At 65.9% G+C, this 26,023-nt stretch carries 25 protein-coding genes; 11 read left to right on the top strand and 14 right to left on the bottom strand.

Annotated features, from left to right (window positions below):
• Nucleotides 1–23: 23 nt before the first annotated feature.
• Nucleotides 24–2,264 (top strand): DNA topoisomerase IV subunit A, encoded by a 2,241-nt coding sequence (gene parC, locus BR78_RS0104215; protein WP_029728686.1) that lies wholly within the window; start codon nt 24–26, stop codon nt 2,262–2,264.
• A gap of 62 nt (nt 2,265–2,326) precedes the next feature.
• Nucleotides 2,327–4,042, top strand: coding sequence for a putative bifunctional diguanylate cyclase/phosphodiesterase (locus tag BR78_RS0104210; RefSeq protein WP_443027666.1), 1,716 nt, complete (start codon nt 2,327–2,329; stop codon nt 4,040–4,042).
• Here BR78_RS0104210 and BR78_RS0104205 read toward each other — a convergent pair.
• The 4 genes from BR78_RS0104205 to BR78_RS0104190 are packed head-to-tail and all read right to left on the bottom strand — an operon-like array spanning nt 4,012 to nt 6,902.
• Nucleotides 4,012–5,202: a CCA tRNA nucleotidyltransferase gene (locus tag BR78_RS0104205; protein ID WP_029935161.1), complete on the bottom strand. Its 1,191-nt coding sequence runs from the start codon at nt 5,200–5,202 to the stop codon at nt 4,012–4,014. The two genes, BR78_RS0104210 and BR78_RS0104205, sit on opposite strands and share 31 nt — an antisense overlap.
• Nucleotides 5,190–5,786: a CoA pyrophosphatase gene (locus BR78_RS0104200; protein ID WP_029935159.1), complete on the bottom strand. Its 597-nt coding sequence runs from the start codon at nt 5,784–5,786 to the stop codon at nt 5,190–5,192. The genes BR78_RS0104205 and BR78_RS0104200 overlap by 13 nt, the downstream gene beginning before the upstream one ends.
• Nucleotides 5,783–6,349 carry a DUF1285 domain-containing protein gene (locus BR78_RS0104195; RefSeq protein WP_029935157.1) on the bottom strand — a complete coding sequence of 189 codons (567 nt, stop codon included), beginning with the start codon at nt 6,347–6,349 and terminating at the stop codon, nt 5,783–5,785. The genes BR78_RS0104200 and BR78_RS0104195 overlap by 4 nt, the downstream gene beginning before the upstream one ends.
• Before the next feature lie 31 nt (nt 6,350–6,380).
• Nucleotides 6,381–6,902 carry a GNAT family N-acetyltransferase gene (locus BR78_RS0104190; protein WP_029935155.1) on the bottom strand — a complete coding sequence of 174 codons (522 nt, stop codon included), beginning with the start codon at nt 6,900–6,902 and terminating at the stop codon, nt 6,381–6,383.
• A 141-nt stretch (nt 6,903–7,043) separates the two neighbouring features.
• Here BR78_RS0104190 and BR78_RS0104185 point away from each other — a divergent pair, with 141 nt between their 5' ends.
• Nucleotides 7,044–7,415, top strand: coding sequence for a dihydroneopterin aldolase (locus tag BR78_RS0104185; protein WP_029935153.1), 372 nt, complete (start codon nt 7,044–7,046; stop codon nt 7,413–7,415).
• A gap of 7 nt (nt 7,416–7,422) precedes the next feature.
• On the opposite strand, the gene BR78_RS0104180 is transcribed toward BR78_RS0104185, so the two are convergent.
• Nucleotides 7,423–8,079, bottom strand: a complete 657-nt coding sequence (locus tag BR78_RS0104180) for a hypothetical protein (protein WP_231478146.1) — start codon at nt 8,077–8,079, stop codon at nt 7,423–7,425.
• A gap of 402 nt (nt 8,080–8,481) precedes the next feature.
• On the opposite strand from BR78_RS0104180, the gene BR78_RS0104175 reads away from it, so the two are divergent.
• The 5 genes from BR78_RS0104175 (at nt 8,482) to BR78_RS0104155 (ending at nt 11,576) form a co-directional block, all read left to right on the top strand.
• Nucleotides 8,482–9,159, top strand: a complete 678-nt coding sequence (locus tag BR78_RS0104175; protein ID WP_029935149.1) for a TonB family protein — start codon at nt 8,482–8,484, stop codon at nt 9,157–9,159.
• A gap of 77 nt (nt 9,160–9,236) precedes the next feature.
• Nucleotides 9,237–10,028 carry a MotA/TolQ/ExbB proton channel family protein gene (locus BR78_RS0104170; protein WP_029935146.1) on the top strand — a complete coding sequence of 264 codons (792 nt, stop codon included), beginning with the start codon at nt 9,237–9,239 and terminating at the stop codon, nt 10,026–10,028.
• Nucleotides 10,029–10,117: 89 nt separating this feature from the next.
• Complete coding sequence (locus BR78_RS0104165) at nt 10,118–10,597, top strand: ExbD/TolR family protein (protein WP_029935144.1); 480 nt, start codon at nt 10,118–10,120, stop codon at nt 10,595–10,597.
• A gap of 26 nt (nt 10,598–10,623) precedes the next feature.
• The gene (locus BR78_RS0104160; protein ID WP_029935141.1) at nt 10,624–11,049 is read left to right on the top strand and encodes an ExbD/TolR family protein; all 426 of its coding nucleotides are present in this window, start codon (nt 10,624–10,626) and stop codon (nt 11,047–11,049) included.
• Nucleotides 11,050–11,222: 173 nt separating this feature from the next.
• Nucleotides 11,223–11,576 carry a tetratricopeptide repeat protein gene (locus BR78_RS0104155; protein WP_029935139.1) on the top strand — a complete coding sequence of 118 codons (354 nt, stop codon included), beginning with the start codon at nt 11,223–11,225 and terminating at the stop codon, nt 11,574–11,576.
• Nucleotides 11,577–11,760: 184 nt separating this feature from the next.
• Here BR78_RS0104155 and dcd read toward each other — a convergent pair whose 3' ends face one another.
• From dcd to BR78_RS0104130, 5 genes are all read right to left on the bottom strand, one after another.
• Nucleotides 11,761–12,315, bottom strand: coding sequence for a dCTP deaminase (gene dcd / locus BR78_RS0104150; protein ID WP_029935137.1), 555 nt, complete (start codon nt 12,313–12,315; stop codon nt 11,761–11,763).
• A gap of 228 nt (nt 12,316–12,543) precedes the next feature.
• Nucleotides 12,544–14,499 carry a sialate O-acetylesterase gene (locus BR78_RS0104145; protein ID WP_029935136.1) on the bottom strand — a complete coding sequence of 652 codons (1,956 nt, stop codon included), beginning with the start codon at nt 14,497–14,499 and terminating at the stop codon, nt 12,544–12,546.
• 56 nt (nt 14,500–14,555) lie between these two features.
• On the bottom strand, nt 14,556–14,996 hold the full coding sequence (locus BR78_RS0104140; RefSeq protein WP_029935133.1) for a cytidine deaminase: 441 nt from the start codon (nt 14,994–14,996) through the stop codon (nt 14,556–14,558).
• A 20-nt stretch (nt 14,997–15,016) separates the two neighbouring features.
• Nucleotides 15,017–15,685, bottom strand: a complete 669-nt coding sequence (locus tag BR78_RS0104135) for a hypothetical protein (protein ID WP_156022207.1) — start codon at nt 15,683–15,685, stop codon at nt 15,017–15,019.
• Complete coding sequence (locus BR78_RS0104130) at nt 15,682–16,164, bottom strand: UPF0262 family protein (RefSeq protein WP_029935128.1); 483 nt, start codon at nt 16,162–16,164, stop codon at nt 15,682–15,684. The genes BR78_RS0104135 and BR78_RS0104130 overlap by 4 nt, the downstream gene beginning before the upstream one ends.
• An 81-nt stretch (nt 16,165–16,245) precedes the next feature.
• On the opposite strand from BR78_RS0104130, the gene BR78_RS0104125 reads away from it, so the two are divergent.
• Nucleotides 16,246–17,742, top strand: a complete 1,497-nt coding sequence (locus tag BR78_RS0104125; RefSeq protein WP_029935126.1) for a replicative DNA helicase — start codon at nt 16,246–16,248, stop codon at nt 17,740–17,742.
• Nucleotides 17,743–17,993: 251 nt separating this feature from the next.
• Here the strand turns inward: BR78_RS0104125 and BR78_RS0104120 are convergent, their stop codons facing one another.
• A complete protein-coding gene (locus tag BR78_RS0104120; RefSeq protein ID WP_029935125.1) occupies nt 17,994–20,498 on the bottom strand; it encodes a calcium-binding protein in 2,505 nt (834 codons plus the stop codon).
• 253 nt (nt 20,499–20,751) lie between these two features.
• Between BR78_RS0104120 and BR78_RS0104110 the strand changes: the two genes are divergently transcribed.
• Entirely contained in the window at nt 20,752–22,029 is a 1,278-nt protein-coding gene (locus tag BR78_RS0104110; protein WP_029935123.1) for an Hsp70 family protein, read from the top strand.
• 124 nt (nt 22,030–22,153) lie between these two features.
• Nucleotides 22,154–23,011 carry a DUF1521 domain-containing protein gene (locus BR78_RS20820; RefSeq protein WP_051683185.1) on the top strand — a complete coding sequence of 286 codons (858 nt, stop codon included), beginning with the start codon at nt 22,154–22,156 and terminating at the stop codon, nt 23,009–23,011.
• A gap of 55 nt (nt 23,012–23,066) precedes the next feature.
• Here BR78_RS20820 and BR78_RS0104100 read toward each other — a convergent pair whose 3' ends face one another.
• The 3 genes from BR78_RS0104100 to BR78_RS0104090 all read right to left on the bottom strand — a co-directional run bounded on the left by BR78_RS0104100 (nt 23,067) and on the right by BR78_RS0104090 (nt 26,022).
• On the bottom strand, nt 23,067–23,846 hold the full coding sequence (locus tag BR78_RS0104100) for a phosphoadenylyl-sulfate reductase (RefSeq protein WP_029935118.1): 780 nt from the start codon (nt 23,844–23,846) through the stop codon (nt 23,067–23,069).
• The gene (locus BR78_RS0104095) at nt 23,839–24,267 is read right to left on the bottom strand and encodes a DUF934 domain-containing protein (protein WP_029935116.1); all 429 of its coding nucleotides are present in this window, start codon (nt 24,265–24,267) and stop codon (nt 23,839–23,841) included. The genes BR78_RS0104100 and BR78_RS0104095 overlap by 8 nt, the downstream gene beginning before the upstream one ends.
• A gap of 120 nt (nt 24,268–24,387) precedes the next feature.
• Nucleotides 24,388–26,022 (bottom strand): nitrite/sulfite reductase, encoded by a 1,635-nt coding sequence (locus BR78_RS0104090; protein ID WP_029935115.1) that lies wholly within the window; start codon nt 26,020–26,022, stop codon nt 24,388–24,390.
• Nucleotide 26,023: the final 1 nt, after the last annotated feature.

Below are 26,023 nucleotides of genomic sequence, written 5' to 3'. Positions count from 1 at the left end.
CACTCCCTGCTATCCGGGTCGAGATGAGCCTCGACACCGAAATTCTCGAACCCTCCGGTCCCACCGACGTCCCCTTCGATAGCGCGCTGTCCGAGCGCTATCTGGTCTATGCGCTGTCGACGATCACTGCGCGCTCGCTGCCGGATGTCCGCGACGGACTGAAGCCGGTGCATCGCCGGCTCCTCTGGGCGATGCGGCTGCTGAAGCTCGATCCGGCGAGTGGCTACAAGAAGTGCGCGCGCGTCGTCGGCGACGTGATCGGCAAATATCATCCGCACGGCGATCAGTCGGTCTATGACGCGATGGTTCGCCTCGCGCAGACCTTCGCGCTCAGATATCCGCTGGTCGACGGGCAGGGCAATTTCGGCAATATCGACGGCGATAACGCCGCGGCCTATCGCTACACCGAGGCGCGGCTGACCCAGGTCGCGATCGACCTGATGGCCGGGCTCGACGAGAATTCGGTCGATTTCCGCCTGACCTATAATGGCGAGGAGGAAGAGCCCGAGCTGTTCCCCGGGCTGTTCCCCAATCTGCTGGCCAATGGCGCCGCGGGCATCGCGGTGGGCATGGCGACGAGCATCCCGCCGCACAATGCCGCCGAGATCATGAACGCCGCGGTCGCGCTGATCGACAATCCGCAGGCCAACGTGCTCGACCATGTCAGCGGACCGGATTTCCCGACCGGCGGCGTCGTCGTCGACAGCCCGGCGGCGATCGCCGAGAGCTATGCCACCGGGCGCGGCAGCTTCCGGGTGCGGGCGAAGATCGAGAAGGTCGTCGAGAAGGGCGGGGGCTGGCATCTCGTCGTCTCCGAGATCCCGTACGGTGTCCAGAAGGGCAAATTGATCGAGGGGATCGCCGAACTCATCAACGAGAAGAAGCTGCCGATCCTCGGCGACGTCCGCGACGAATCGGCCGACGATGTCCGCATCGTGCTGGAACCGCGCAGCCGCACCATCGATGCCGATACGCTGATGGAGAGCCTCTACCGGCTTTCCGACCTCGAAGTGCGCGTGCCGCTCAACCTCAACGTGCTCGACAAGCATCGCACGCCGCGGGTGATGAGCCTGCACGAGGCGATCGCCGCCTGGGTCGAGCACCAGTTCGTGGTGCTGCGCCGCCGTTCCGAGCATCGCCTCAGCAAGATCGCCGACCGGCTGGAACTGGTCGGCGGCTATATCATCGCCTTCCTCAACCTCGATCGGGTGATCGAGATCATCCGTACCGAGGATGAGCCCAAACCGGTGATGATGGCCGAGTTCCAGCTCACCGACCGCCAGGCCGAGGCGATCCTCAACATGCGGCTGCGCTCGCTGCGCCGGCTGGAGGAGATGGAACTGCGCCGCGAGCAGGAGGCGCTGCAGAAGGAACAGGCCGAGCTCGAGCTTCTGCTCTCGTCCGACGCGCGCCAGCGCACCCGGATGAAGCGCGATCTCGGCAAGATGATCGAACGTTATGGGCTCGATACGCCGCTGGGCGCGCGCCGCACTGCGATTCGCGAGGCCGGCCCGACGCGCGAGATCCCGCTCGAGGCGATGATCGAGCGCGAGCCGATCACCGTTATTCTCTCCCAGCGCGGCTGGATCCGGGCGATGCGCGGGCATGTCGAGCTGGCGTCGGCGGAGACGCTCAAGTTCAAGGAAGGCGACGGCCCGCTCTTCGCCTTCCATGCCCAGACCACCGACAAATTGCTGCTCGCGACCGACAATGGCCGGTTCTACACGTTGGGCGGCGACAAATTGCCCGGCGGGCGCGGCTTCGGCGAGCCGGTGCGGCTGATGGTCGATCTCGACGGCGAGCGGCAGATCGTCGCGCTGCTGCCGGCGAGTGCGTCGGCCAGGCTGCTGGTGGCGGCGACCGACGGGCGCGGCTTCGTGGTCAACGCCGCCGACGTCGTCGCCGAGACGCGCAAGGGCAAGCAGGTGGTGACGCCGCGGGCGGGCGCGCAGCTCAAGCTGGTCCGCCCGATCGCGCCGGGCGACGATGCGGTCGCGGCGATCGGCGACAATCGCAAGATGCTGGTCTTCCCGCTGGCCGAGGTCGCCGAGCTGGCGCGCGGGCAGGGCGTGCAGCTCCAGCGCTACCGCGACGGCGGCCTCTCCGATGCCAAGACCTTCCGCATGGAGGAGGGGCTGAGCTGGCCGATGGGCGGCGACAGCGGCCGTACGCGCAGCGAGACCGATCTGTCGGCCTGGCGCGCAGCGCGCGGCGCGGCGGGGCGGATGGCGCCCAATGGCTTCCCGCGCGACAACCGCTTCTAGATACGCGCGAAAAGCCTTTCGCTTCAGCCGGCCTTAACCAATTCCGGTTAGCCCCGCTTGCGATGGGATTCGGTAAGCTCAAGCCAGTTTCGGCCGTGCCTGTGGAGCTTGCTCCCCAGGGTGCGCTGGCGTGCGCCGACGACTTGCTCGAAACCGGGCTGATGCTCGACCTGCTGCCGGTGCCGGCCGTGACGGTCGCTCTCGAAGGCGGCAGGTTCCAGTTCAGCGCGCTCAATCGCCCCTTCCGCATGGCCGGGCTCGGCACTGTCGCCAGCGAATCGCCGCTGATCCGCCTGCTCGGCACCCAGCTTCGCCACTTCCTCGAATCGGACGAGGCTCGCCACGAAATCGCATGGCAGTTCGGCGAGGAAGTGGATTGCCGCTATTTCCGCGTCCTCTTCGCGCGCCACGACGGGCACCGCCGTACGCCGCGCTGCCTGGTCACGCTGGTCGATCAGACCTCAGAGTTGCGGACCGAGCACAGCCTGCGCCGCGAGATGGCGACCGACAGCCTTACCGGCCTGCCGAATCGCGCCGGCTTCAGCGACGAGCTCGAAACGCTCATCACCGCCGACAATGGCGAGGGTTTCGCGGTGCTCGTGGTCAATCTCGATCGCTTCAGCCGGGTCAATGCCTGCATGGGCGGCCTTGCCGGCGACGAACTGCTGATCTCGGTCGCGCGCCGCCTCAAGGGCGCGCTGCGCAGCCGCGACATCCTGTCGCGCATGGGCGGCGACGAGTTCGGCGTGCTGCTGCTGCTCGACGACGGGCCAGGCGACGCGCTGCACGTCGCCAAGCGCATCCAGGCGGCGCTCGCCACGCCGTTCAGGCTTTCGAGTTTCGAGATTCGCGTCGATTGCTCGATCGGCATCGCATTGGGTGCCGACAACAAGGGCGAACCCGAGGACCTGATCCGCCACGCCCAATTCGCGGTGAAGCGCGCCAAGACCAGCGGGCGGACCGAAGTCTATCACACACGCGCGTTCGACATCGCCCGCGAGCAGTTCAGCATCGAGACCGAGCTGCGCCGCGCGATCGAGAATGGCCAGATGACTTTGGCCTATCAGCCGATCTGCGACCTGGGTTCAGGCAAGGTCACTTCGTTCGAGGCGCTGGCGCGCTGGACCAACGAGAACGGTGTCGCGATCTCGCCTGACGAGTTCATTCCCGTTGCCGAGGAATCGGGGCTGATCATCCCGCTCGGCCGTTGGGCGATGGAGGAGGCGGCGCGGACGCTGGCGGCATGGGATGCCGCGGCGGGCGGCGACTGCGGCGTGAAGGTCGCCGTCAACCTGTCGGCGATCCAGCTCCAGCGCGACCGGATCCCGGAGATGGTCCAGGCCGCGCTCGAGCAATATGGCGTGTCGGGCACGCGCCTGACGCTGGAGCTCACCGAAAGCGCGATCGTCAGCGATCCGGACCGGATCAGCCGGACGATGATGGCGCTCAAGGATCTGGGTGCCACGCTGGCGATGGACGATTTCGGCACGGGCTATTCCAACCTCGCTTATCTCCAGAAGTTGCCGATCGACCTGCTCAAGATCGACCGCAGCTTCATCTCGGGCATGCTCGCCGATCGCGACAAGATCGCGATCGTGCGCGCGATCCTCAGCCTGGCGCAGGCGCTGGGCATGCAGACCACCGCGGAGGGGATCGAGACCAACGAGCTCGCCCAGACGCTCGCCGCGCTCGGCTGCACCTATGGGCAGGGCTATCTCTACGCGCGCGCGTTGCCGCCGGCCGAGGCCTATTCGCTGCTGGTCGCCAACCGGACCTGAGCGACTATCTCGTCGGCGAGCGCATTGACGCGTTCCTCGCCGGGAAAGCCTTCCGCGATCCAGCGATCCTCGACCGCGCGCAGTGCACGGGCGACGTCCGGGCCCTTGGCGAGGCCGCGTGCGACCAGTGCGCCGCCGCTCAGCGGAAGGCGCGGCGCTTCCCAGGACCTGATCTCCTCGATCTCGGCGAGGTCGCGGTCCGACAAGAGCAGCCGGTCGAGCGCAATCTCCCTGCCGAGCCGGTAAGCGAGGGGCTTTGGCGCGTCCAATGGCTCGCCCGTCGCCGCGACGAGACGCTTGCGCTCGGCGTTCGAAAGCTTGAGCCGCGCGCCGATCTGATCGGCGGACGCACCGTCGCGTGGCAGCACCGCCGCCAGCCGCCGGATCGGATCCGGCGCGATTCCCGTGGCGGTTTCGCGCTTGGCGACGTGCGCGAGCAAGTCCGCCGAAGTGATTTCGGGGAGGACCGGCTCGAATATGCCGCGCTCGATCATCAACCGCACGACTCGCACGGCGTCCTTCGTCACCAGCAACTTGAGCAGTTCGTCGCGGATCCGCTCGCGCGACAGCGCCATCAGGTCCTTCGCCCGGACCGTGCAGGCATCGAGCCCGGCAGGATCGGCCTGATCGCCGAATCGGGCGAGAAAACGGAAGAAGCGCAGGATTCGCAGATGATCCTCGGCAATTCGTTTGAACGGATCGCCGATGAAACGGACATGGCGCGCCTCGAGGTCGGCGAGTCCGCCGAAATAATCGAACATCTCGCCGGTTCGCGGATCGGCGTAGAGCGCATTCATCGTGAAGTCGCGGCGCGCGGCGTCCTCGCGCCAATCGTCGGTGAACGCCACGGTGGCGCGGCGCCCGTCGGTCGAGACGTCGCGGCGCAGCGTGGTGACTTCCACTTGCCCGCTTTCCAGCACCGCGGTGATCGTGCCGTGCTCGATGCCGGTGGGGATCGCCTTGATCCCGGCCGCCCTGAGCAGTTCCACCACGCGTTGGGGGGCGAGCGGCGTAGCGAGATCCACGTCCGAGACGGGAATCCCCAGCAGCGTGTCGCGTACCGAGCCGCCGACGAAGCGCGCATCGCCCAGCACTTCGACCAGCCGATCGAGTCCGAGCCGGTGCCGCCACTCGGCGTGCGGGAGCGTCATGCCGTCCATCGCAGCCTGCGCGAGAGATTGACGATCATTGCCGCGGTTGCCCCCCAAATTCGGCGTTCGTTCCAGAGTATCTCATAATAACGCCGCTCCTGGCCCTGATATTGCGCGGTCGCCTCGACATGATTGGCGGTGTCGAGCAGGAAGACGAGCGGGACCTCGAAGACGGCGGCAACTTCAGCCTCGGCGGGCACCAGCATCAGATCGGGCGGCACGACGCCCACGACTGGTGTGACTTCGTAGCCCGTCACCGTTCGGTACAGATCCGCAGTGCCGACGATCTCGACGGCGGAGGGGGGAAGGGCGATTTCCTCCTCGGCTTCGCGCAATGCGGCACCGACCGGGCCCTCGTCGCCGGGATCGATCCGGCCGCCGGGAAAGGCGACCTGCCCAGGGTGACGACGCATTGTCTCGGTGCGCTGGGTGAGGATGATTCCCGGCTCGGCGCGATCGGTGATTGCGATGAGCACCGCGGCGGGGTTGCCGGCGATGGCGGGGTCGAAATCGAAATGGTCGCCGGGGAGGAAGACGGTTTCCTCGCCGTGGGGAGCGTCGAGCGCGGCGCGCAGCCGCTCGGCGAGAGTCATGCCTGCACCTCCAGCGCGAAGAAGGCGCCGTTGCTCCATACGCCATGGGGTTCGCGGTTGTTGGCGAGCGCGATCCCGGCGAGCTCGTAATATACCGGGCGTGCGATCAGCGCCTCCAGTCCGCCGCGGACGTGGAGATAGGGGCGGGGGCCGTCCTCGCGTTCGTCGAATCGCAAGGGTTGGTCCGGGCCGGCAGTGACGAGGTCGCCGGTGTTGAGCCGGAAGGCCAGCTTCATCGCTTCGCCTTCGCCGTCGACCTTCATTTCGACTGCGATGAAGGGAGCGTCCTCGACTTCGATGTCGAGCTTCTCGACCGGCGTGACCAGCACGAAGCGGCCGTCGCCCTCGCGGCGCAGGATGGTCGAGAACAGCCGCACCATCGGCGCGCGGCCGATCGGCGAGCCCTGATGGAACCAGGTGCCGTCGCGGGCGATGCGCATCTCGCTGTCGCCGCAATGCCCAGGATTCCAGCTCTCGACAGGCGGAAGGCGATTCTCCTCGGCCAGCCGTGCGATCTCCGCGAGGGAGAGGCTGGCGAAATCCGGAAGCGGCGGTGCGGGCATCCAAGCTCGTTAGGCGAGCCCGTGCGTGCCCTCAAGCAGCTTGGCCGACGCGTGGGCCCAGCGCGCCCGCACAATCGGGCGCCTTGTCGCCGCGCGCGAGCAGCCGGTGCGGCTCGAAAGGGCCGGGCAGGCGCCAGCCGGCGGTGCGCTCGGCGGTGAAGCCGAAAAAGCGGCCATAATATTCGGGATCGCCGACCAGCATCAGCGAATCGCAGCCCTTGGCGGGACAATCCGAAATCGCCTCGAGCATCCGTTCCATCAGCGCACGGCCTATACCGCCCTGCTGGTGATCGGGCTCGACCGCGACAGGGCCGACCATCACCAACGGGACGATTTCGCCGTCGTCGCAGGCGAGTTCGACCGGCCAGCACTGGATCGTCCCGAGCAGCGCACCGTCGGCATCGAGCGCGGCAAAGCTCAGCTCAGGGACGGGAAGGGTACCGCTGCGAATCCGGTACGCGGTGCGCGTGCGTCGGTCCGGGCCGAAGGCGCGATCGAGCAGCGCCTCCACGGCCTCGGGTTCGACAGCAGCCAGCGGCACCAATGCGATCACGTCCATTCCCTGCAAGAAGCATCCGGCGACCTGCCGGGGTCGCGCGCTTTAGCGCCGCTGCGCGCGCACGCAAGGATTAATGGTATGGCGCCGGACACGTCCCATCACTAAGGGAGCGCGGTTTCCACGAAAGGCCGTTAATTGCGCGATTTGCTACAGCTCCAGGTGCACGACCTCGAAGTAGAGGTGCTGACCGGCATCTATTCCGAAGAGACGCATCTGCCGCAGCCGCTGCGGATCTCGGTCACCGCCGACATCGACATGCCCGAGCGCTTCGCCCCGGACACGCCGCTGAGCGCTTCCAAAAGCTATATCGATCTCAAGCATGCCGCGACCACGGCACTGCCTCGGGACGTGCACTTCACGCTGATCGAAGCGGTGGCCGAGCATGTCTGCGAGACCCTGTTCGTCTCGGACAAGCGAGTGCAGCGCGTCGAGGTCAGCATCGTCAAGCTTGCAATCGCCGAGCAGGGCGAATCGATCGGCATCACGATGGTGCGCCACCGGCGCTAGCCGAAGTTCAGGCGCAGGGGCCCAGCGCGCGCAGGACGAGTCCATAGTCTTGCCGCGCAGTCGCCGCATTGGCGGGATCGTCCGATTCGATGCTGCCGGCCGGCAACTCGCGCGGCAGCCCGCAGGCGAGGCGATACCAGAGCAAGGTGTTCGGTCGGGGCGGGCCAGCCGATTCGTCGACAATGTCCCCCAACGAGACAGACCATCGCGGCTGTTCGCCCGGACGGCGCAGAATCTGGAGCGAAACCGGCGCGCCGTTGGCGGTCTGCAGGAACACCTGGGTTTCGCCTTCGCCGGGGAGCGAGCCGGGGACGTGGAACGCATTGCCTACCCCGGTGATCGCCGGCGGCGCGTCTCCGGCGATCGTCTCGCGCACGATTCCGCGCACCAGAGTGTCGAGTTCGGGTGAAAAAGCGCGCTGACCGTCGAGGTTGGCGAGCTGGACCTGATCGGGCCGATTGGCGACTGCGCGGGCGAAAAGGAGCACGCGTTGCTTCTTGAGCTTGGGCTCGCGTCCGCGCTGGTCGAGCGGCAGGTCGACGACGTACCCGATTCTCGGCGCCACCCCGCCGGAGCCCCGAATCAGGGCCGTGACATCGGCCTCGACGTAGAATCTGGCCCGCCCCGGGACGACATTTGCGGCTTCGGGTCCTTTGATTCTCACAGCGCTGCGAATGCGCGCGTCGAGGATCAAAGGTGCGCCCAGAACTAGCCCCGCAACAGTGGCATAGCTGGGCAATACAGCAGCCGGAGATGCTTGGTTTTGCGTGGTTTGCGGGGCGGATTGGGCAGGCGCGGTTAAGGATAACGCGCAACAAAAAGCCATCAGGGATACGCGGATCATAGTCTTCCGTTACCGGATCGCCGCGTTCTTATACAGAAATAATTCCGTCATGGAGCGCCCGTAGGCACCGATTGTCCGACAAAGCGTTTGCGTACCCCGAATGCCCGCGATAGAGACTCGCGCTCTGCCGCACCGACGCAAGCAAGCGAACGGCGGACGAGCTTGTGCGCGGAACATTCCGGAGCCCAGGGTCGCATAAGATTAGAGGAGTGACGTTGCCGAATGGCTTACGCTGACCGGAATGTAAGTGGCAGCCGGTTCGTTGCGATCGTAGTCGTCGCAATAATCGTGGCTGGCATGGGATATGCCTTCGTCACGGGCTTGGCATACCAATATATCAAAAAGAAGGCGGAAGAGCTGAAGACCTTCGAGGTCGAAGAGCCACCGCCCCCGCCCGAGGAGGTTCCGCCGCCGCCGCCGCCGCCGGACAGCCCCGTGCCGCCGCCCCCGACTCAAGTCGTGGTGCCGCCGGCCCAGGTGCAGGTCCAGGTGCCGTCGCCGCCTATGGCTACCACCAATATCATTCCACCACCGCCGCCGATCACGCCGCCGGCTCCGCCTGCGCCTCCCGCGCCGCCGCAGCCGCCGGCACCGCCGCGCATCGCAAAGCCGCTCAAGCCCCGCACGCCTCCGGGCAGCTGGGTGACCAACGACGATTATCCGGCAGCAGCCATCCGCGCCGAACAGCAGGGAACGACGGGCTTCCGCCTTTCGGTCGATGCAGGTGGCAAGGTGACTGACTGCCAGGTGACATCGTCCAGCGGTTCGTCGACTCTCGACAGCACCGCCTGCTCGCTGCTGCGGCGCCGCGCGCGCTTCACGCCTGCAGAGGATGCGAGCGGGAACAAGATCCCGGCGACGTTTGCCAGCCGTTTCCGCTGGGAACTGCCGAAGAACTGATTGAGTGGCCGGCGCGCCGCTCCCCGGCGCGCCGGAGTGTGGAACAAGCGCTATCTATTTAGAGGAAAGAACCGACAATGCTCACCACCATTCTCGCCGCTGCGGCGCCCAAGGGCGACAATCCGTACGGCCTGCTCCCCGCGCTCCGTGAGGGCGGCCTTATCTCTCAGACGGTGTTCGGCATCCTGGTGCTGATGCTCTTCGTCTCGCTCTACATCCTGTTCACCAAGCTGTTCGAGCAGCAGAAGATCATGAACCAGGCCAAGCGGGTCCGCGCCGGCTTCTGGTCGTCGAACAGCCTGCGCGAAGGCGCGGCGAAGCTCGAGAAGAACTCGGCCTATCGCCAGATCGTCGACGACGGCCTGCAGGCGCAGGAGCAGTACAAGGAGCTCACCGATCCTGTCGAGGCCCATGACTGGCTGCACGGCTCGCTCGCCCGCTCGGAAGCGACGATCAACTCGTCGCTCGCCGGCGGCCTCGCGTTCCTCGCGACGACCGGCGCCACCGCGCCGTTCATCGGTCTGTTCGGTACCGTCATCGGCATCTACCGCGCACTGATCAAGATCGGTGCGGCGGGTCAGGCTTCGATCGACGCCGTCGCCGGCCCGGTCGGTGAAGCGCTGATCATGACCGCGCTCGGTCTGGTCGTCGCGGTTCCCGCCGTGCTCGCGTACAACTTCCTGCAGCGCCGCAACAAGGCGATCGCGGAGAACCTGAACGCGTTCTCGAACGACGTTCTGGGCTTCCTGGCATCTGACGGCCGCGTCCGTCCCGAAGTCAAGAAGGTCGGCGCTCCGGCAACCGGCGCCAAGCCGGCCGGCACCACCACGACCGCCGGCCAGGCCGGTGGCGTGCAGACCCGCGCATAAGCTGAAAGCATCGGGCCGCGCGCTCCGGCGTGCGGCCCTTCGCCGCAGGGTTCGCCCCGCGGCGAGTTAGAAGGATAGGATAACGCCCAATGGCGATGAGCGTAGGCGACAGCGGCGATGAAGCACCGATGTCGGACATCAACACCACGCCCCTCGTGGACGTGATGCTGGTGCTCCTGATCATCTTCCTGATCGCCGTCCCGGTGGTGATCCAGACGATCGATCTCGCACTTCCCAAGGTGCAGTTCGAACCGACCACCACCAAACCCGAAAATGTCGCGCTTTCGGTGACCGGTGCCGGCGGCCAGTGCCAGGTCTATTGGGGCATGACCCCGGTGGGCCACCAGGAGCTGCTCGACCGTGCGGTCGAGAAGCTGAAGAAGGAAATCGAGCGCCAGGGTGGCCCCAATGCCGCCGGTCTCGAGCTTCCCGAAGTGCACATCCGCGGCGACGTGAACACGCCGTATCGTTGCATCGGCGCCACGATCTACACGATGCAGATGGCTGGCTTCGTGAAGGTGGGCTTCATCTCGGAACCCCCCGCGGGCTCCGGTACCGTCCGCCTGTGACGCGCACCGTTTAAGGAGTTACTTCAATGGCAATGAGCGGTGGCCGCGACGACGGCGAACCGATGATGGAAATGAACACGACGCCGTTGATCGACGTCATGCTCGTGCTCCTCATCATGTTCATCATCACCATCCCGATCCAGACGCACGCAGTGAAGGTCGATCTTCCGCAGAACAGCAATCAGTCCGCGCCTCCGGTGGAGCCGCAGAAGAACAAGCTGTACATCGACGCGAACGGCAATGTGTTCTGGAACAGCGTGCAGATCGACGATGTGACGCTGCGTCAGTATCTCGATGCTTCGCTCCAGCAGGATCCGGAGCCCGAACTGCACTTCCAGCCCGATCCGCAGGCTCGCTACGACGTGGTCGATCGCGTGCTCGCGATCGTGAAGCGCGCGAATGTGAGCAAGCTCGGCTTCGTCGGCAACGAGCAGTATCGCAACGACTTCTAAAAGGCCGCGCTTCGGCGCTGCCCTGGAAACTTGGAAAGGCGGTCCTTTGGGGCCGCCTTTCTTTTTGCGCGTGCATTATACGCAATTGATGGAGTGCAACGAAAGTGTCATACAAGAGTCATTAAGATGTCACGGAATAGTAACCGTGGTGCAATGATCCTTGGAGGGATGCTATGCGTATTGGTTTCTATCTCCTTGCCGCGGCGCCACTTCTCGCGGCTTTGCCGGTCCAGGCGCAGGAAAACCCTGTCGGCAGCACCCAGATCGCCCAAGGCGATTATGCGCAGGCCGAGTCGAAGCTTCTCGCCGAGTTGCGCATCCATCCCGGGCGTCCCGAGCTGCTGCTCAACCTTGCCGCGGTCTATGCCAAGACCGGTCGCGCGGGCGAGGCGCGCAACCTATACACCAAGGTATTGAGCAGGGACGATGTGCTGATGGACGTGAGCGCCGATCAGACCGCCGGCTCGCATGCGCTAGCGCAACGCGGCCTGCGCCGGCTCGACGCGGTGCAGTTCAGCGCCCGCTGATTGACTGCGACGATTGTCGCTCTTGTTGGTGCGAGACAGCTTGCGTCCAACCACAACCGTCACCCCGGCCTTGTGCCGGGGTCCACGATGCATCAACGGTGGCCTTCGGCCTCTGGCCTGATGCCCGTCTCCCGGTGGATCCGGCACGAGGCCGGATGACGCCTCCTAGATCAAACGAGTACGTTCACAGCCGCGGCAACGTCACGCCGCGTTGGCCCATATATTTGCCCGCGCGATCGGCATAGCTCGTCTCACAGGGCTGATCGCCCTTGAGGAAGAGGAACTGACACGCGCCCTCATTGGCGTAGATCTTCGCCGGCAGTGGCGTCGTGTTCGAGAATTCGAGCGTGACATGCCCCTCCCACTCGGGCTCGAGCGGGGTCACGTTCACGATGATCCCGCAGCGCGCATAGGTCGACTTGCCGAGGCAGATGACCAGCACGTCGCGCGGAATTCGGAAATATTCGACGGTGCGCGCGAGCGCGAAGCTGTTCGGCGGGATGATGCAGACGTCGGTCTTGCGATCGACGAAGCTGTTCGCGGCGAAGTCCTTGGGATCGACCACGGCACTGTCGACATTGGTGAAGATCTTGAACTCGTCGGCGACGCGCGCGTCATAGCCGTAGGACGACAGGCCGTAGCTGATGCACCCCTCGCGCCGCTGCGCCTCGACGAACGGCTCGATCATGCCGGTGGCGAGGGCGTGTTCGCGAATCCAGCGGTCGGAAAGAATGCTCATGAATCCCCCTGAGGTGTTGCGTCCGGTTTCGCGAGAAGCACGGCGCTTCGCAAGGGGCTGGGCTGCATCGACCTGCAAATTCCTCTCCCTGCAACGGAGGGGTTAGGGGTGGGTAAGGAAAGGCCGGCTCGATGCCCGGTCTTTCCTTCATTCCATGCATCTCGATGGGCTCGCTGCGCTCGCACCCACCCCCAGCCCCTCCCTTGCAGGGAGGGGAGTGAGTTGACTCTACCGCACCGGCAATTCGAACGGCGTCGCGGGAAGGCCGGTGCCGTCGTAGAGATTGCAGATCGGGCTGTCGCCCCAGCAGAAACGCACGCGATCGGCAGCGCCGGTGCCCACCGCGACCAAAACGTCGCTTCCCGCGAGCGTGGCGGTGGCGAAACGGCAGCTGCCGGAAGCGGTGCCGCAGAGTTCGAAGCCGATCGGCTGCGCGGCGCTATACGTCACCAGCCCCTTGTCGGCGCCGGTGAAGCGGACGCGCACGACTGCGCCCTCGAACCGTGCCTCGACCGGCCAGGGGCCCGAGGGCGAGGCCTTGCCGCCATAGGTCAGCGCTTCGGCGCCGCGGGCGAGGCGGTGGCCGACATCGAGCTTGTTGGCCGGATGGATGTCGACGACGTCGCCGAGATCGACCGTCACTGCCAGTGCAGCATGCGCATCGGCGGCGACGGCACGGCGCTGCTCGTCACGGATTTGCGAGAAGCCGCTCTCGACCGGCTTGGGCACGCGCGGCCCCCAGCCCGAGAGCTGGGCGATGAGGAAGGGCAGGTCCGGTTTGCCGAACTGGCCGCGCCAGGCGACCATCATGCTGCCGAGCTTCTCCGCATAGCCATCCGGCGAACCGGCATTCGCCTCGCCCTGGTACCAGGCCGCGCCACGCAGGCCATAGGGTCCGATCGGCGCGATCATCGCATTGTAGATGCCCGAGAAGCCGGCGATCGCCTCCCACGGCGCATGCGGCGGACCGTCTATTCCCGCCGGTGCCTTGCGCCAGCGCCAGCCTTCGGGCCCCGCCAGCGGCACGCTGCTGCCGTCAGCGAAGCGGATCGCGCGCTGGTCGGCGGTGCCGGTGAGGCCGCCTTCGCCCCAGGTGTCGAGCACGCCCACCGCGATCACGTTCCGGCCCGCCTTGAGCGTACCCGGTGCGAGTGGATAGAGGCGCGGCACGCCCCAGGCGTACGTCACGCCCACCGGTACGCCGTTGACGAAGCTCGCGTCCATGTCGTCGGCGGGGCCGAGCGCGAGCGTGGCGCCCTTGGCCGTTTGCTCGGGTGTCAGCGTCACTTCGGTGCGGTACCAGAGCAGGCCGTTATACTCGGCCAGATCGGCGACGCCCCATTTCTCCCAAGCATCGAACGAAGGCAAAACGCGCCACTCGCCGGGTGCATCGGCCTGCCACGGCTCGGTACCGGCAGCATCGCCCGATTTGCCGCGATACCATGCCATCCAGCGCTCGCCGAACAACCTGCTCGCCGCGGCAGGATCGGCGCGATACCTGCCGAGAAGCGCAAGGTCCTGCGCCGCGGCCGGATCCTTTGCCAGCGCGCTTTCGGGACGCCAGGCGTCGATCGCAGTGCCGCCCCAGCTAGCGTCGATCAGCCCCATCGCCACTTTTTGCGTCGCGCGCAGATCGCGTGCCATGAAATAGCAAGCTGCGGAGAATTCGCGCACGGTGTCAGGCGTGGCCCGCTGCCACTGGACCGGCGTGGGGAACTGGCGCTCGGGGCTGAGGCTGGTCTTCTTTTCGATCGTCATCAGGCGAAGATCGGGATCGTTCGCCTTGCCGATCTCGCCCGCCGCGCCCAGCACGCCGCTGACCGGATATTCCATGTTCGACTGGCCCGAGCAGAGCCAGACGTCGCCGATCATGATGTCCTCGGCGCGCTGATTCTTGCCGCCGCGCGTGGCAGCGGAGAGCGTGTAGGGGCCGCCCGCAGGCATCGGCGGCAAGTCAGTGCGCCAATGCCCCTCCTTGTCGGCCCGCGTCAGCACCTTCCGGCCCCCGAGCGCCACTTCCACGCGTTCGCCGGCCGCCGCATCGCCCCACACCGCGATCGGCCGGTCGCGCTGGAGCACACCATGATCCTGGAACATCGGATGGAGGAGCGGTGCATCCTGCGCGAATGCGGGCGTGGCAAGCAGGATCGGCAGCGCGAGCGCGCTCCGGTACGTCGTCTTCATGGCGTCTCCTCCGTTAGCGCTACCAAAGCAGCCGGCGAAACCCTTGGCAACCCGGCTCAGGCGAGCCCGAGATCGGCGGGGCCGAAGGCGTGGGGGAGGAGTTCGGAAAGCTTGTAGATGGCGATCTCGTCGCCCGCCGCGCTCCCGCAATAGACGGGAATGTCGCGTCCGCCCACCTGCGCTGCTTCGTTGATCACCTGGCGGCAGCGGCCGCAGGGGCTCACCGGTGCAGTGTCGGCATGGCCCATCCGGCCGCCGATCACACCGATCGCCACTACGTCGCGGAAGCGGCCCTGGGCGTTGACCGTCGCCAGCGCCACCGTTTCGGCGCAGAGCGACAGGCCATAGCTGGCATTCTCGAAATTGGCGCCGGTGACGATGCTGCCGTCGCCGAGCAGCACCGCTGCGCCGACCGCGAAGTTCGAATAAGGTGCATAGGCATTCTTCGCCGCTTCGCGGGCGGCGATGATCAATGTGCGTGCGGTTTCGTCGTTCATTATATCGGTCTTTTCGATTGCTAGAATTCACCGGGCGGGGCGAGGACACCATTCGGCAACAGCGCGACGTCTCCCTTGCGGGTGCGCACGATCAGATGCTGCTCGCGAGTCAGGAGAAGTTCTTCGGGACTCGCGGGAAGCGGGATGCTGCCGACGCGCTTTTCGGCGCGAAGATCCACTTCCCATAACGCCCCCTCATCCAGGGTCAGATGGTGCAACCCGGAAACCACGTAAAGACGTCCGCGCCAGGTGAAGCCGCCGCGCACATTTCCCTGCGCGAGGATGGTTCGCCTCGCGGGCGTGACGAGGTAGAGGCTGCCACCCCATTCGCCGCCATCGGTGCCGACGATCCAGCCGCCCGACCAGGGAGCGAGCAACGAGACCGTGCCACCGCCTTCGCCGATCGGCAGTATCGCGGCGTCGGGGATCGGACCCTTCGGAGCGGGCAGAGCGATGCGACGCGCGCTTCCGTACACGACCGGCAGCGGGTCGAGCGGAGAAGCGGGCGTCAGGGCTTCGTCGGCCACTTCACCGCTCCACTTCGATTGCGGCCCGGCAAGCTGGTTCGCTGCTGAGGTTGTGGCACTCGTCAGCACGAGAGCCGCCGCTATCGATAGAGCCTTCATCGTCGTCGAATAGCAGGCGATCCGCAGTTCGGGAACGCGGCGCGGGGACCGAAGCGTGGTCACCCCTTGATGTGGAGCACGCAGATCAGCGTGAAGAGGCGGCGGGCAGTGTCGAAGTCGACCTGGATCTTGCCCTCGAGCCGCTCCATCAGCAGTTCGGCCGACTGGTTGTGGACGCCGCGGCGGGCCATGTCGATCGTCTCGATCTGCGCGGGCGAGGCATTGCGGATCGCCTGGTAATAGCTGTCGCAGATCGCGAAATAGTCGCGGATCGGGCGGCGGAAGCGGGCGAGGCCGAGGACGAGCGTCTCGAGGTGCGAATCGTCGGCGCGGTGAATTTCCAGCGCGAGCCGGCCTTCCTCGACGCGGAGATGCAGCTTGTAGGGCCCTTCATAGCCGTCGGGATGCTTGCGCTGGGGGGCGAAGCGGTTTTCCTCGAGCAGGTCGAAGATCGCGATGCGGCGTTCCTGCTCGATATCGGCCGAGCGCCACAGGATCGTGCGCTCGTCGAGCGTTACGTCTATGATGCGCGGATCGGCCATTGACGGCTCCTATCCGCTCATGCCCGTTATTCACAAGCGTGACGGTTGAAGCCGGAGGCTGCGTACGCGACTAGAGATCAAATGGCACAACCGATTCCCTTCCCCGCTCCCGAAACTCCCGAGGGCGTCAGCCTGCCCCAGAATATCGAGGCCGAGGCGGCGCTGCTCGGCGCGATGATGATCGACAATCGCGTCGCGGAGGACGTGCTCCAGAAGATCCGGCCGGAACATTTCTTCGAGCCGCTGCACGGGCGGATCTACGAGGCGATCGCCGCGATGGTCGGCGACAACCGGCTGGCGACGCCGGTGACTCTCAGGCCGCTGTTCGCCGCCGATCCGGCGATGAAGGAAGTCGGCGGCCCGGCCTATCTGGCCCAGCTCACCGGCAACCCGGCGAGCCTGATCGGCGCGCGCTCGTTCGCCGACCAGATCTACGACCTCGCGATGCTGCGCGCGCTGGTGACGGTGGGGCGGGATCTCGTCGACGGCGCGCTCGACACCAGCCAGGACATCAACCCGGCCAAGCAGATCGAGCAGGCCGAGATGAAGCTCTACGAAGTCGCCGAAAAGGGCGATTCGGACGCGGGGCTCAAATCGTTCACTCGCGCCGCGACGCTGGCGGTGCGGCAGGCCGAGAAGGCGATGAACTCGGGTGGCGGCATCTCGGGCGTCACGACGGGCCTCACCGATCTCAACGCCTCGACCGGCGGGTTCAACCGATCGGACCTGCTGATCCTCGCCGGACGCCCGGGCATGGGCAAGACCTCGCTCGCGACCAACATCGCGTTCAACGCCGCCAAGCGCTGGGCCGACGATCTCGAGGCGGGGATCCCCGAGGAGAAGTCGATCGGCGCGCCGGTGGCGTTCTTCAGCCTCGAAATGTCGGCCGACCAGCTGGCGATGCGTATCCTTTCCGAGCAGGCGGAGGTCGTCTCGGAGAAGCTCCGCACCGGGCAGATCAGCCATGCCGAATTCCAGAAATTCGCGCGCGCCGCGGGCGATCTCGAGCGGCTGCCCTTGTTCATCGACGATACGCCGGGCCTGACCATCGCGGCCTTGCGCACGCGCGCCCGAAGGATGAAGCGCCAGCACAAGATCGGCATGGTGATCGTCGACTATCTCCAGCTGCTGACCGGCAGCGCCAAGGCGTCGGGCGACGGCCGCGTGCAGGAAATCTCGGAGATCAGCCGCGGCCTCAAGACCTTGGCGAAGGAACTCAACGTGCCGGTGCTGGCGCTCTCGCAGCTGAGCCGCGCAGTGGAGAGCCGCGAGGACAAGCGCCCGCAGCTTTCGGACCTTCGTGAATCGGGATCGATCGAGCAGGACGCGGATATCGTGCTGTTCGTCTATCGCGACGAATATTATCACGATTTCAAGGCGCCTACCAAGGTACCCGACGGCACCGAGACCGCCGAGGAGCGGATGGCGTATGAGGCGTGGCAGGCCAAACAGCTCGAAGTGGCGAACAAGGCGACGGTGATCATCGCCAAGCAGCGCCACGGCGCGACGGGATCGGTGCACATGCGCTTCGACCGGCAGTTCACCAAGTTCAGCGACTTGGCGCACGAGGCATATTGAGGGACGAGTCGCGGGGCCGCTTGTTGGATTTCGCGCGCTTAACTTCGCACTTTTCCCGCGGATTCGCTCATAAAATTGCGCGGGTTGGAAATTTGCTTGCGCGCGCGGCGGCTGGGATCGACCGAGTCAAAGAGCGCGACCGGCATGCCGGACCGGGCGCTCAGCCAATCATGCGAAATCCTACATTACAAGCGACGTAAGCACTTCGCGACGGCCGGCAGTCAGCGCTGCCGGCCGTCCGTAGTGGCGTGTCAGAACAGGAAGTCCGATGCGTCGAGCGATCCGAGCTGGAGGCCCTGAAGGGTGAGATAGTTCGATGCGTCGAGCTGGATGCGGACGTCGCCTCCGACCTGGCTCGAATGCGCGAGAAGGTCGGCAAAGCCAGTGAACATCCCCGCGCCGAACTGGATCCGGTCGCCGCTGGCGGCGCCGTTGCCGTTGAAGTCGGTGATGATGTCGGCGCCGAACCCGGCGACGAAGGTGAACAGGTCCTCGCCGCCCGCGCCGGTCAGCACGTTCGCGCCGCTATTGCCTTCGATGAAATCGTTGAAGATCGATCCCTTCACATTCTCGATGCCGATGTAGCGGTCGCCTTCAGCGAAATTCCAGAAACCGACGCCGGCCCGAAGGCTTACCGCGACCCCGCCATAATCGCCGCTGAAATCGATGGTGTCGGTGCCGTTGCCGCCATCGAGCGTGTCGGCACCGATCCAGCCGCCGAGATTGTCATCGCCGTCATTGCCGAACAGGATGTTGTTGCCCGCGTCGCCATAGATGAGGTCGTTCCCCCACGAACCGCGAACATTCTCGATGCCCGTAAAGCTGTCGCCCTCGGCAGTGTTCCAGAAACCCTGGCCGGTGCCGAGATGCACCCAGATGCCGCCGAAAGACCCGTTATAGTCGATCGTGTCCTGCCCGCTGCCGCCTTCGAGGACGTCGGCGCCGGCACCCCCGCCGAGATAGTCGTTGCCGTTGCCGCCGTAGAGGAAATTGACCCCGGCATCGCCGTACAGCAGGTCGTTGAAGGCGGAGCCGCGCACGTCCTCGATACCAGTCAGAACGTCACCTTCGGCATCGTTCCAGAAGCCCTGCCCAACCGCCAGATTCACCCATACCGCGCCGGGCGTTGTTTTGCTGTTTTCGTTCAGGCTGTAATCGGCGATGTCGTGGCCGCTGCCGCCATCCAGGACATCGGCGCCTCCACCTCCGTCAAACACGTCGTTGCCGTCGCCACCGGACAGGATATTGGCGTTTACGTCTCCGGACATCAGGTCATTGAAGGAAGTGCCCACGGCATTTTCGATCGACGACACCAAAGTCTGGTCCAGCCCGTCATTCCTTGTAACCACGCCGCGACCAAGCATGATGCGAACGCCCATCGCGTTCCCCGCATAGGTTGCGGTGTCATTGCCCGCGCCGCCGCTCAGCGAGTCCAGATTGGCCCCGCCATGAAGGATGTCGTCTCCCCCTTCGCCAAAGAGGAAGTTTGCCCCGTCGCCGCCCCAAATCTCGTCATTGCCGTCCCCGCCGGCGAGCCGGTTGTCGCCATTGTCGCCGACGATGAGATCGTCGAAAGCGGATCCGTAGACATTCTCGAATTCGCTCACCGTATCGCCCGCCGCATCGCTCCACTGACCAATACCGGTGCTCAGGTCGATCCATATGCCGCCGGACGAGCCCCGATAGCTGAGCCAGTCTCCGCCGGTGCCGCCGATGAGGACGTCCGCTCCGCCGCCGCCTTCGATCGTGTCTATCCCGTCGCGACCTTCGATGCGGTTGACGCCGGCATCTCCGGTGAGCTCGTCCTGATGCGAGGAGCCGATGAGGTTCTCGATGTTAACGAGGTAGTCGCCGAGCGCCGCGCTGTAGCCAATTCCGGTCGCCAGACTGACGAACACGCCGCGCAGGCCGCCGGCCCCGGCGGCATGGCCGGTATAGTCGGCGGTATCGACGCCATCGCCGCCATCGAGGATATCCCCGCCGGCGCCGCCGCGCAGGAGGTCGTTGCCTGCCCCGCCGGTGAGACGGTTGGCCGCCGCGTCACCGAAAAGCTGATCGTTCCCGCTGGTGCCGATCACGCTTTCGATGCTGGTCAGTTGGTCACCCTGGGCGGCGCCCCCTTGGCCGACGCCGGTGGCCAAATCGACCGAGACCGCGTCGGTGCCACCGCTATAATCGGTAGTGTCGGTGCCGTCGCCGCCCTGCAGGGTGTCCGCCCCCGCGAGACCGCGCAGGACATCGTCGCCCGCAGTCCCCGTCAGGACATTGTCGCCGGCGTCCCCTTCGATGATGTTCTGCGACGCGTCTAAGGTGATGGCGACCGAGCGGGTCAGCACCGTCTGATCGGGCAAAGTCAGAGTGATGGTCGCCGCACGCGGCGCGTTGTCCGGGGTACTGGATGTGTTCACGAACGAGATGGCGCGAACAAGGGCCTGCACGGCGGCCGGCGACACCAGGTTCGTGCCGGTGGTGAACTGAATGGTGGAGCCTGAAAAGGCGCCGATATAGGTCCCGTTGAACCGCACCTCGCCATTGGTGTCCGAGAGCCGGACCACCGTGATCCCGCCCTGCGCGACAAGGGTGAAAAAGTCTCCTGCGCGACCGTCCACCAGCGAGAAGCTCAGCGAGCCTCCGCGAAAATCGCTGACCAGATTGGCCACCACCGTGTCCGGCGCGACCGAGGTGGCAAGATTGCCGATCCTGTAGGAGAAGGCGGCATCCTCTCCGCTGGCGCCACCGTTTAGGTCAAAGGCCATGAGATATCCTCCCAGAAGGTCGCAATAGGGTCTTTCGCCAGCTCGACTTTCAGCCGGAACCGCCGATCGACTTGGTCGCGCGTTTATTCGAACCGCATCGTGTAAGTGATTGATACGAGGAAGCGGTTGTCGTCCGCAAGCAATTGCGGAGACGTCGCGGCCGCCGCTTTGTCCCCTGAGCGGACAGGCGCCCCTTGCGCAGCGCCGGGATAGCCGGCCATAGGCGCCGCCTCGCTATCGATAGGACCTGGACGTGACCGCAACTGCCCTCGGGCTCGACTTCGGCACCACCAACAGCGTCGTCGCGCTCGCTGCCGCGGGCGAGGCGCCGGAGATGGTCGCGTTCGCAGGCCCCGAAGGCGTCAGCGCGGTGTTTCGCTCGGCCTTGTGCTTCTGGGAAGATGGCGGCGTAAAGGTCGAGGCGGGGCCCTGGGCGATCGCCGAATATCTCGAATATCCCGAGGGGAGCCGCTTTCTCCAATCATTCAAATCGGTCGCGGCGAGCAGTGCGTTCGAGCATGCTTCGGTGTTCGACAAGAGGCTGCGGTTCGAGGAACTGGGGCGGACCTTCCTCGCGAAGCTGGCGGCACATTCGGGCGGCAAGCTCGGCGCGCGGCCCGAGCGGATCGTGGTGGGGCGGCCGATCGAATATGCCGGGAGCCGGCCCGATCCGGTGCTGGCGCGTCAACGTTATGACGCGATGTTCGCGGGGTTCGGCGCGGAAGTCCATTATGTCTACGAGCCGATCGGCGCGGCGTTCAGCTACGCGAAGCGGCTGAGCGATCCGGCGACGTTGCTCGTCGCCGATTTCGGCGGCGGGACCAGTGACTTCTCGGTGGTGCGAGTCGATGCGCCGGGCGCGGCGCGGCGCTGCACCGCTCTGGGGCACGCCGGGATCGGCATCGCCGGCGACCGCTTCGATTACCGGATCATCGATCAACTGGTGCTTCCTTTGCTCGGCAAGGGCGGCAGCTATCGATCGTTCGACAAGATGCTCGAGATCCCGCCCGGCTATTTCGCCGATTTCGGCGACTGGTCGCGACTGGCGCTGATGCGCAACCGGCGGACATTGGAGGCGCTGCACAAGCTCCAGCGCTCTGCCGAGGACCCCGCCGCGATCGCGCGGATGATCGCGATCATCGAGAACGAGCTCGGCTACCGGCTGTACGACGCGGTGGGCAGGCTCAAGCGCGCATTGTCGAACGTGGCGCAGGCCGAATTCAGGTTCGAGGGCGGCGGCGTGAAACTCGCCACCGACGTGCGGCGCACCGATTTCGAGGCGTGGATCGCCCCCGACCTTGCCCGGATCGAGACGACCGTCGACCGGGCGCTCGCCATATCCGGAGTGACCGAGGCGAGCATCGATCGGGTGTTCCTGACCGGAGGTTCGTCGCTGATCCCCGCGGTGCGGGCGATCTTCGCGCGGCGCTTCGGCGAGGGGCGGATCGGGGACGGAGGCGAACTCACTTCGATCGCGCACGGACTGGCGATGGTGGCGCAGGAAGAAGACCTCGCCGCCTGGGCCAGCTGAGCGACGGGACGGGGCGGATGCGCGGCTAATCGAAGCGACTAGCGCGTCTAGTCGGAATGCGGAGCGCGCGGATCGGAGCGCGGGCGTAACGTCGCTCCTGTTCACCACCCACAGGGGACGCGACATGACCGCTATCGCTGCGAACACTGCTTTCTCGGGCGCATTCCAGGCGCTCGCCGCCGGATCGGCCTCGGCCAATTTCGTGCTCGCGGCGGGGATCGCGGGCAAATTGCTCAACCCCCTCGGCGCCGGACCCTTCGCCTCGTCCTGCTTCCCGCGCGGCTGGAATGTCGACGCGCGCTGCGGCGGCGAGACCCAGGCCAGCTGGACGGTGAAGACCGGCAGCGAGGGCAAGGCATCCATCGATCTGGGCGACGGCTACAGCCTGCAGCTCAACGAGAATAACAGCGAGATGACGATCACCAACGCCAATACCGGCGAGACCACCCGGATCTGGGGCGATCCGCATGTCGATGTGAACGGCCAGCACGTCTACGACTTCTGGGGGACGACCACCTTCACGCTCGACAACGGCACCAAGATCACGATCAACACCGAGCAGGGCCAGGGCAATCCGAACGTCTATTTCGCCAGCTCGGTGGCGATCACCAAGGGCGATCAGGCGATCGAAGTGACGGGGCTCAGCCAGCAGAAGCTGGGTGATCTCGAGATCAGCATGGGCAGCAACGGCCGCGCGCTCGATCGCGCCAACGCCGACGGCTTCGTGCTCCACGAGAATGACAGCGGCGCCGGCTGGCGCTCGGCCTATACCGGCGAGGTCGCGACGCAGGCCGATCTCAACCTGACCAAGCCGGGGCAGATCTTCGGCCCGGGATCGTCGGACGGCGAGACGCTCGCCGGGCTGAGCTTCCTGCTCGGCGCGTTCCTTGGCGGGGCGATGCTGTTCGGCAGCCTGGGTGTCGAAGCGCGCGGCGAGGGCGGGCGCAACTCGATCCTGCCGCGACTGCCGATCCTGTTCTGAGATTGGCTGGAGAGGATCGCCGGGGTCGCCGCAGAGCGGTTCCCGGCGATGTCGTTCAGAACGAAGGCTGGTCCACGTCGCCGTCGTTGACCGGCGTGTGGATGCCGCATTCGGTCTTGTCCCAGCCGCGCCAGCGGCCGGCGCGAGGGTCTTCGCCGGGCTTGACCACGCTGGTGCATGGCGCGCAGCCGATCGACAGATAGCCCTTCTCCACCAACGGATGGACGGGCAGATCGTGCTCCGCGAAATAGGCGTCGAGATCGGCGCGAGTCCAGTCGGCAAGCGGGTTGACCTTGAGCCGGCCGGAGGCGTCGGAGGTGTCGATCTCGAAGCGCGGCAAGGCGTTGCGGGTCTTCGCCTGGAACGCCTTGCGGCCGGTGATCGTCGCGTCGAACGCCGCGAGCCCTTTGGCGAGCGGCACGACCTTGCGGATCTCGCAGCAGCCGTCGGGGTCGAACGACCAGCGCAGTTCGTTGGCGTCCCGCGCGGCGAGCACTTCCGGATCGGGCCGGAGGTTGCGGAAGTCCTTGAGGCCGAGCCGGGCGACGAGCTGGTCGCGATAGGCGAGCGTCTCGGGGAAATGCCGGCCGGTCTCGAGGAAGAGCACGGGCACCGAAGGATCGATCGAGGCGACGAGATGGAGCAAGGCCGCGGATTCGGCGCCGAAGGACGAGACCACTGCGAGATCGCCGACCATATGGTCGCCGATCACCGCACGCAGCATCTCGTCGGTCGAGCTGCCGCGGAACATGTTGTTCAGGCGGATCGCATCCTGCTCGGTAAAGCGCGGGGCGAGGTCCAGCCGATCGATTTTCCGCGCCGTTGCCTCAGCCATGGCGGAGTTTCCAGACGGGGACGGCACCGTCCGCGGCGGTCTGATAGACATAGTCGTAGCGATTGAGCGTCGCGGCGAGCACGGCTTCGTCGATCGGGGCGGCGGGTGCGAAGCTGTCGAAGCCGCAACGGAGCATGAACAGCATCTGGTCGACCAGCACGTCGCCGGAGGCGCGCATCTCGCCCTTGTAGCCCGCCTCGCGCAGGATCTGCGCGCTCGAATAACCGCGGCCGTCGCGGAAGCGCGGGAAATCGATCTCGACGAGAGCGATGCGATCGAGATGCGGCAGGAGCGCGCGCGCGTCCTCGCCCGCTTCGATGCGGACCGCGGTGGCGTTCGACTGGCCGAGGAACGAGTCCAGCGTGACCGCCGGCTCCTCGTGGATCTCGTCATCGCGGAAGCGGAGGAGGGTGTCGGTCATGCCGCGTCTCCCCACCGTTCGTTTCGAGCGAAGTCGAGAAACCGAGAGGAAGGATTGCCTGGCCGTTTCTCGACTACGCTCGAAACGAACGGAGCGGGGGCGACCAAATGGCAGGTTGAATCAACCATAGAGCGCCTCCTTGAACGGCTCCATGCCGATGCGGCGATAAGTGTCGAGGAAGCGTTCTCCCTCCTCGCGGCGGGCGAGATAGACAGCGGTCGCCTTCTCGACGGCGTTGACGATGCCGTCCTCGTCGAAGCCGGGGCCGGTGATCTTGCCGAGGCTGGCATCCTCCGCGCCCGATCCGCCGAGCAGGAGCTGGTAATTCTCGGTGCCTTTCCGATCGACGCCGAGGATGCCGATATGGCCGGCATGGTGGTGTCCGCAGGCGTTGATGCAGCCGCTGATCTTGAGCTTCAGTTCGCCGAGATCGCGCTGGCGGCCGAGATCGGCGAAGCGCGTCGCGATCTTCTGCGCGACGGGGATCGAGCGCGCATTGGCGAGGCTGCAATAATCGAGCCCGGGGCAGGCGATGATGTCGCTGATCAGGTCGAGATTGGCTTCGGCCAGTCCGGCGTCGCGGAGATGCTCCCACACCGCACGGAGATCGGCTTTCCGAACGTGCGGCAGGACGATGTTCTGCGCGTGCGTCACGCGCAGCTCGTCGAAGCTGTATTTTTGGGCGAGGTCGGCCATCAGATCGATCTGGTCGGCGCTGGCGTCGCCCGGGATGCCGCCGATCGGCTTCAGGCTGATGTTGACGATCGCATAGCCCGGCGCCTTGTGCGCCTTGACGTTCTGATCGAGCCAGACGGCGAAATCGGGATCGGTGCGGTCGACGGTGTCGGCCAAGCCGGCCTCGAACGGCGGCGGCGCGAAATATTCGGCGATCCGATCGAGTTCCTTGCGGGGAACGTCCGTGCCGTTGGGCAGGATCGCCTGCCACTCGGCCTCGACCTGGCGCGTGAATTCCTCCTGGCCCAGATCGTGGACGAGGATCTTGATGCGCTGCTTGTGGATGTTGTCGCGGCGCGCCCAGCGGTTCCACACGCGCAGCGCGGCCTCGAGATAGCTGAACAGATTGTCCGCGGGCAGGAACGGGCGGATCAGCGGCGCGACGAAGGGCGTGCGGCCCATGCCGCCGCCGATATAGACTTCGAAGCCGATCTCGCCGGCATCGTTGGTGACGAGCTTGAGCCCGACATCGTGGAGGCGGATCGCGGCGCGGTCTTCCTCGGCGGCGGTCACCGCGATCTTGAACTTCCGCGGCAGATAGCTGAATTCGGGATGGAAGGTCGTCGCTTGACGGAGCAATTCGGCCCAGGGCCGCGGATCGGCGACTTCGTCGGCAGCGGCGCCGGCATATTGATCCGACGAGAGGTTGCGGATCGATTCGCCGCTCGTCTGGATCGCGTGCATCTCGACCGTCGCCAGCTCGGCGAGGATATCGGGCGCTTCCTCCAGCTTGATCCAGTTGTACTGGACGTTCTGCCGCGTGGTGAAATGGCCGTAGCCGCGATCATATTTGCGCGCGATATGGCCGAGCATCCGCATCTGACGGCTGTCGAGCGTGCCATAGGGAATGGCGACGCGCAGCATATAGGCGTGGAGCTGGAGATAGAGGCCGTTCTTGAGCCGCAGCGGCTTGAACTGGTCTTCGGTCAGTGCGCCCGAGAGGCGCCGCGCGGCCTGATCGCGGAATTCCTCGACGCGGGCGTCGACGATCGCCTGATCGTATCTGTCGTATTTGTACATG

It is taken from the genome of Sphingomonas sp. UNC305MFCol5.2, assembly GCF_000712135.1.
Classification (GTDB): Bacteria; Pseudomonadota; Alphaproteobacteria; order Sphingomonadales; family Sphingomonadaceae; genus Sphingomonas.
The sequence above is the reverse complement of the archived record's forward strand: the minus strand, read 5'-3'. Positions and strand labels throughout refer to the sequence as shown.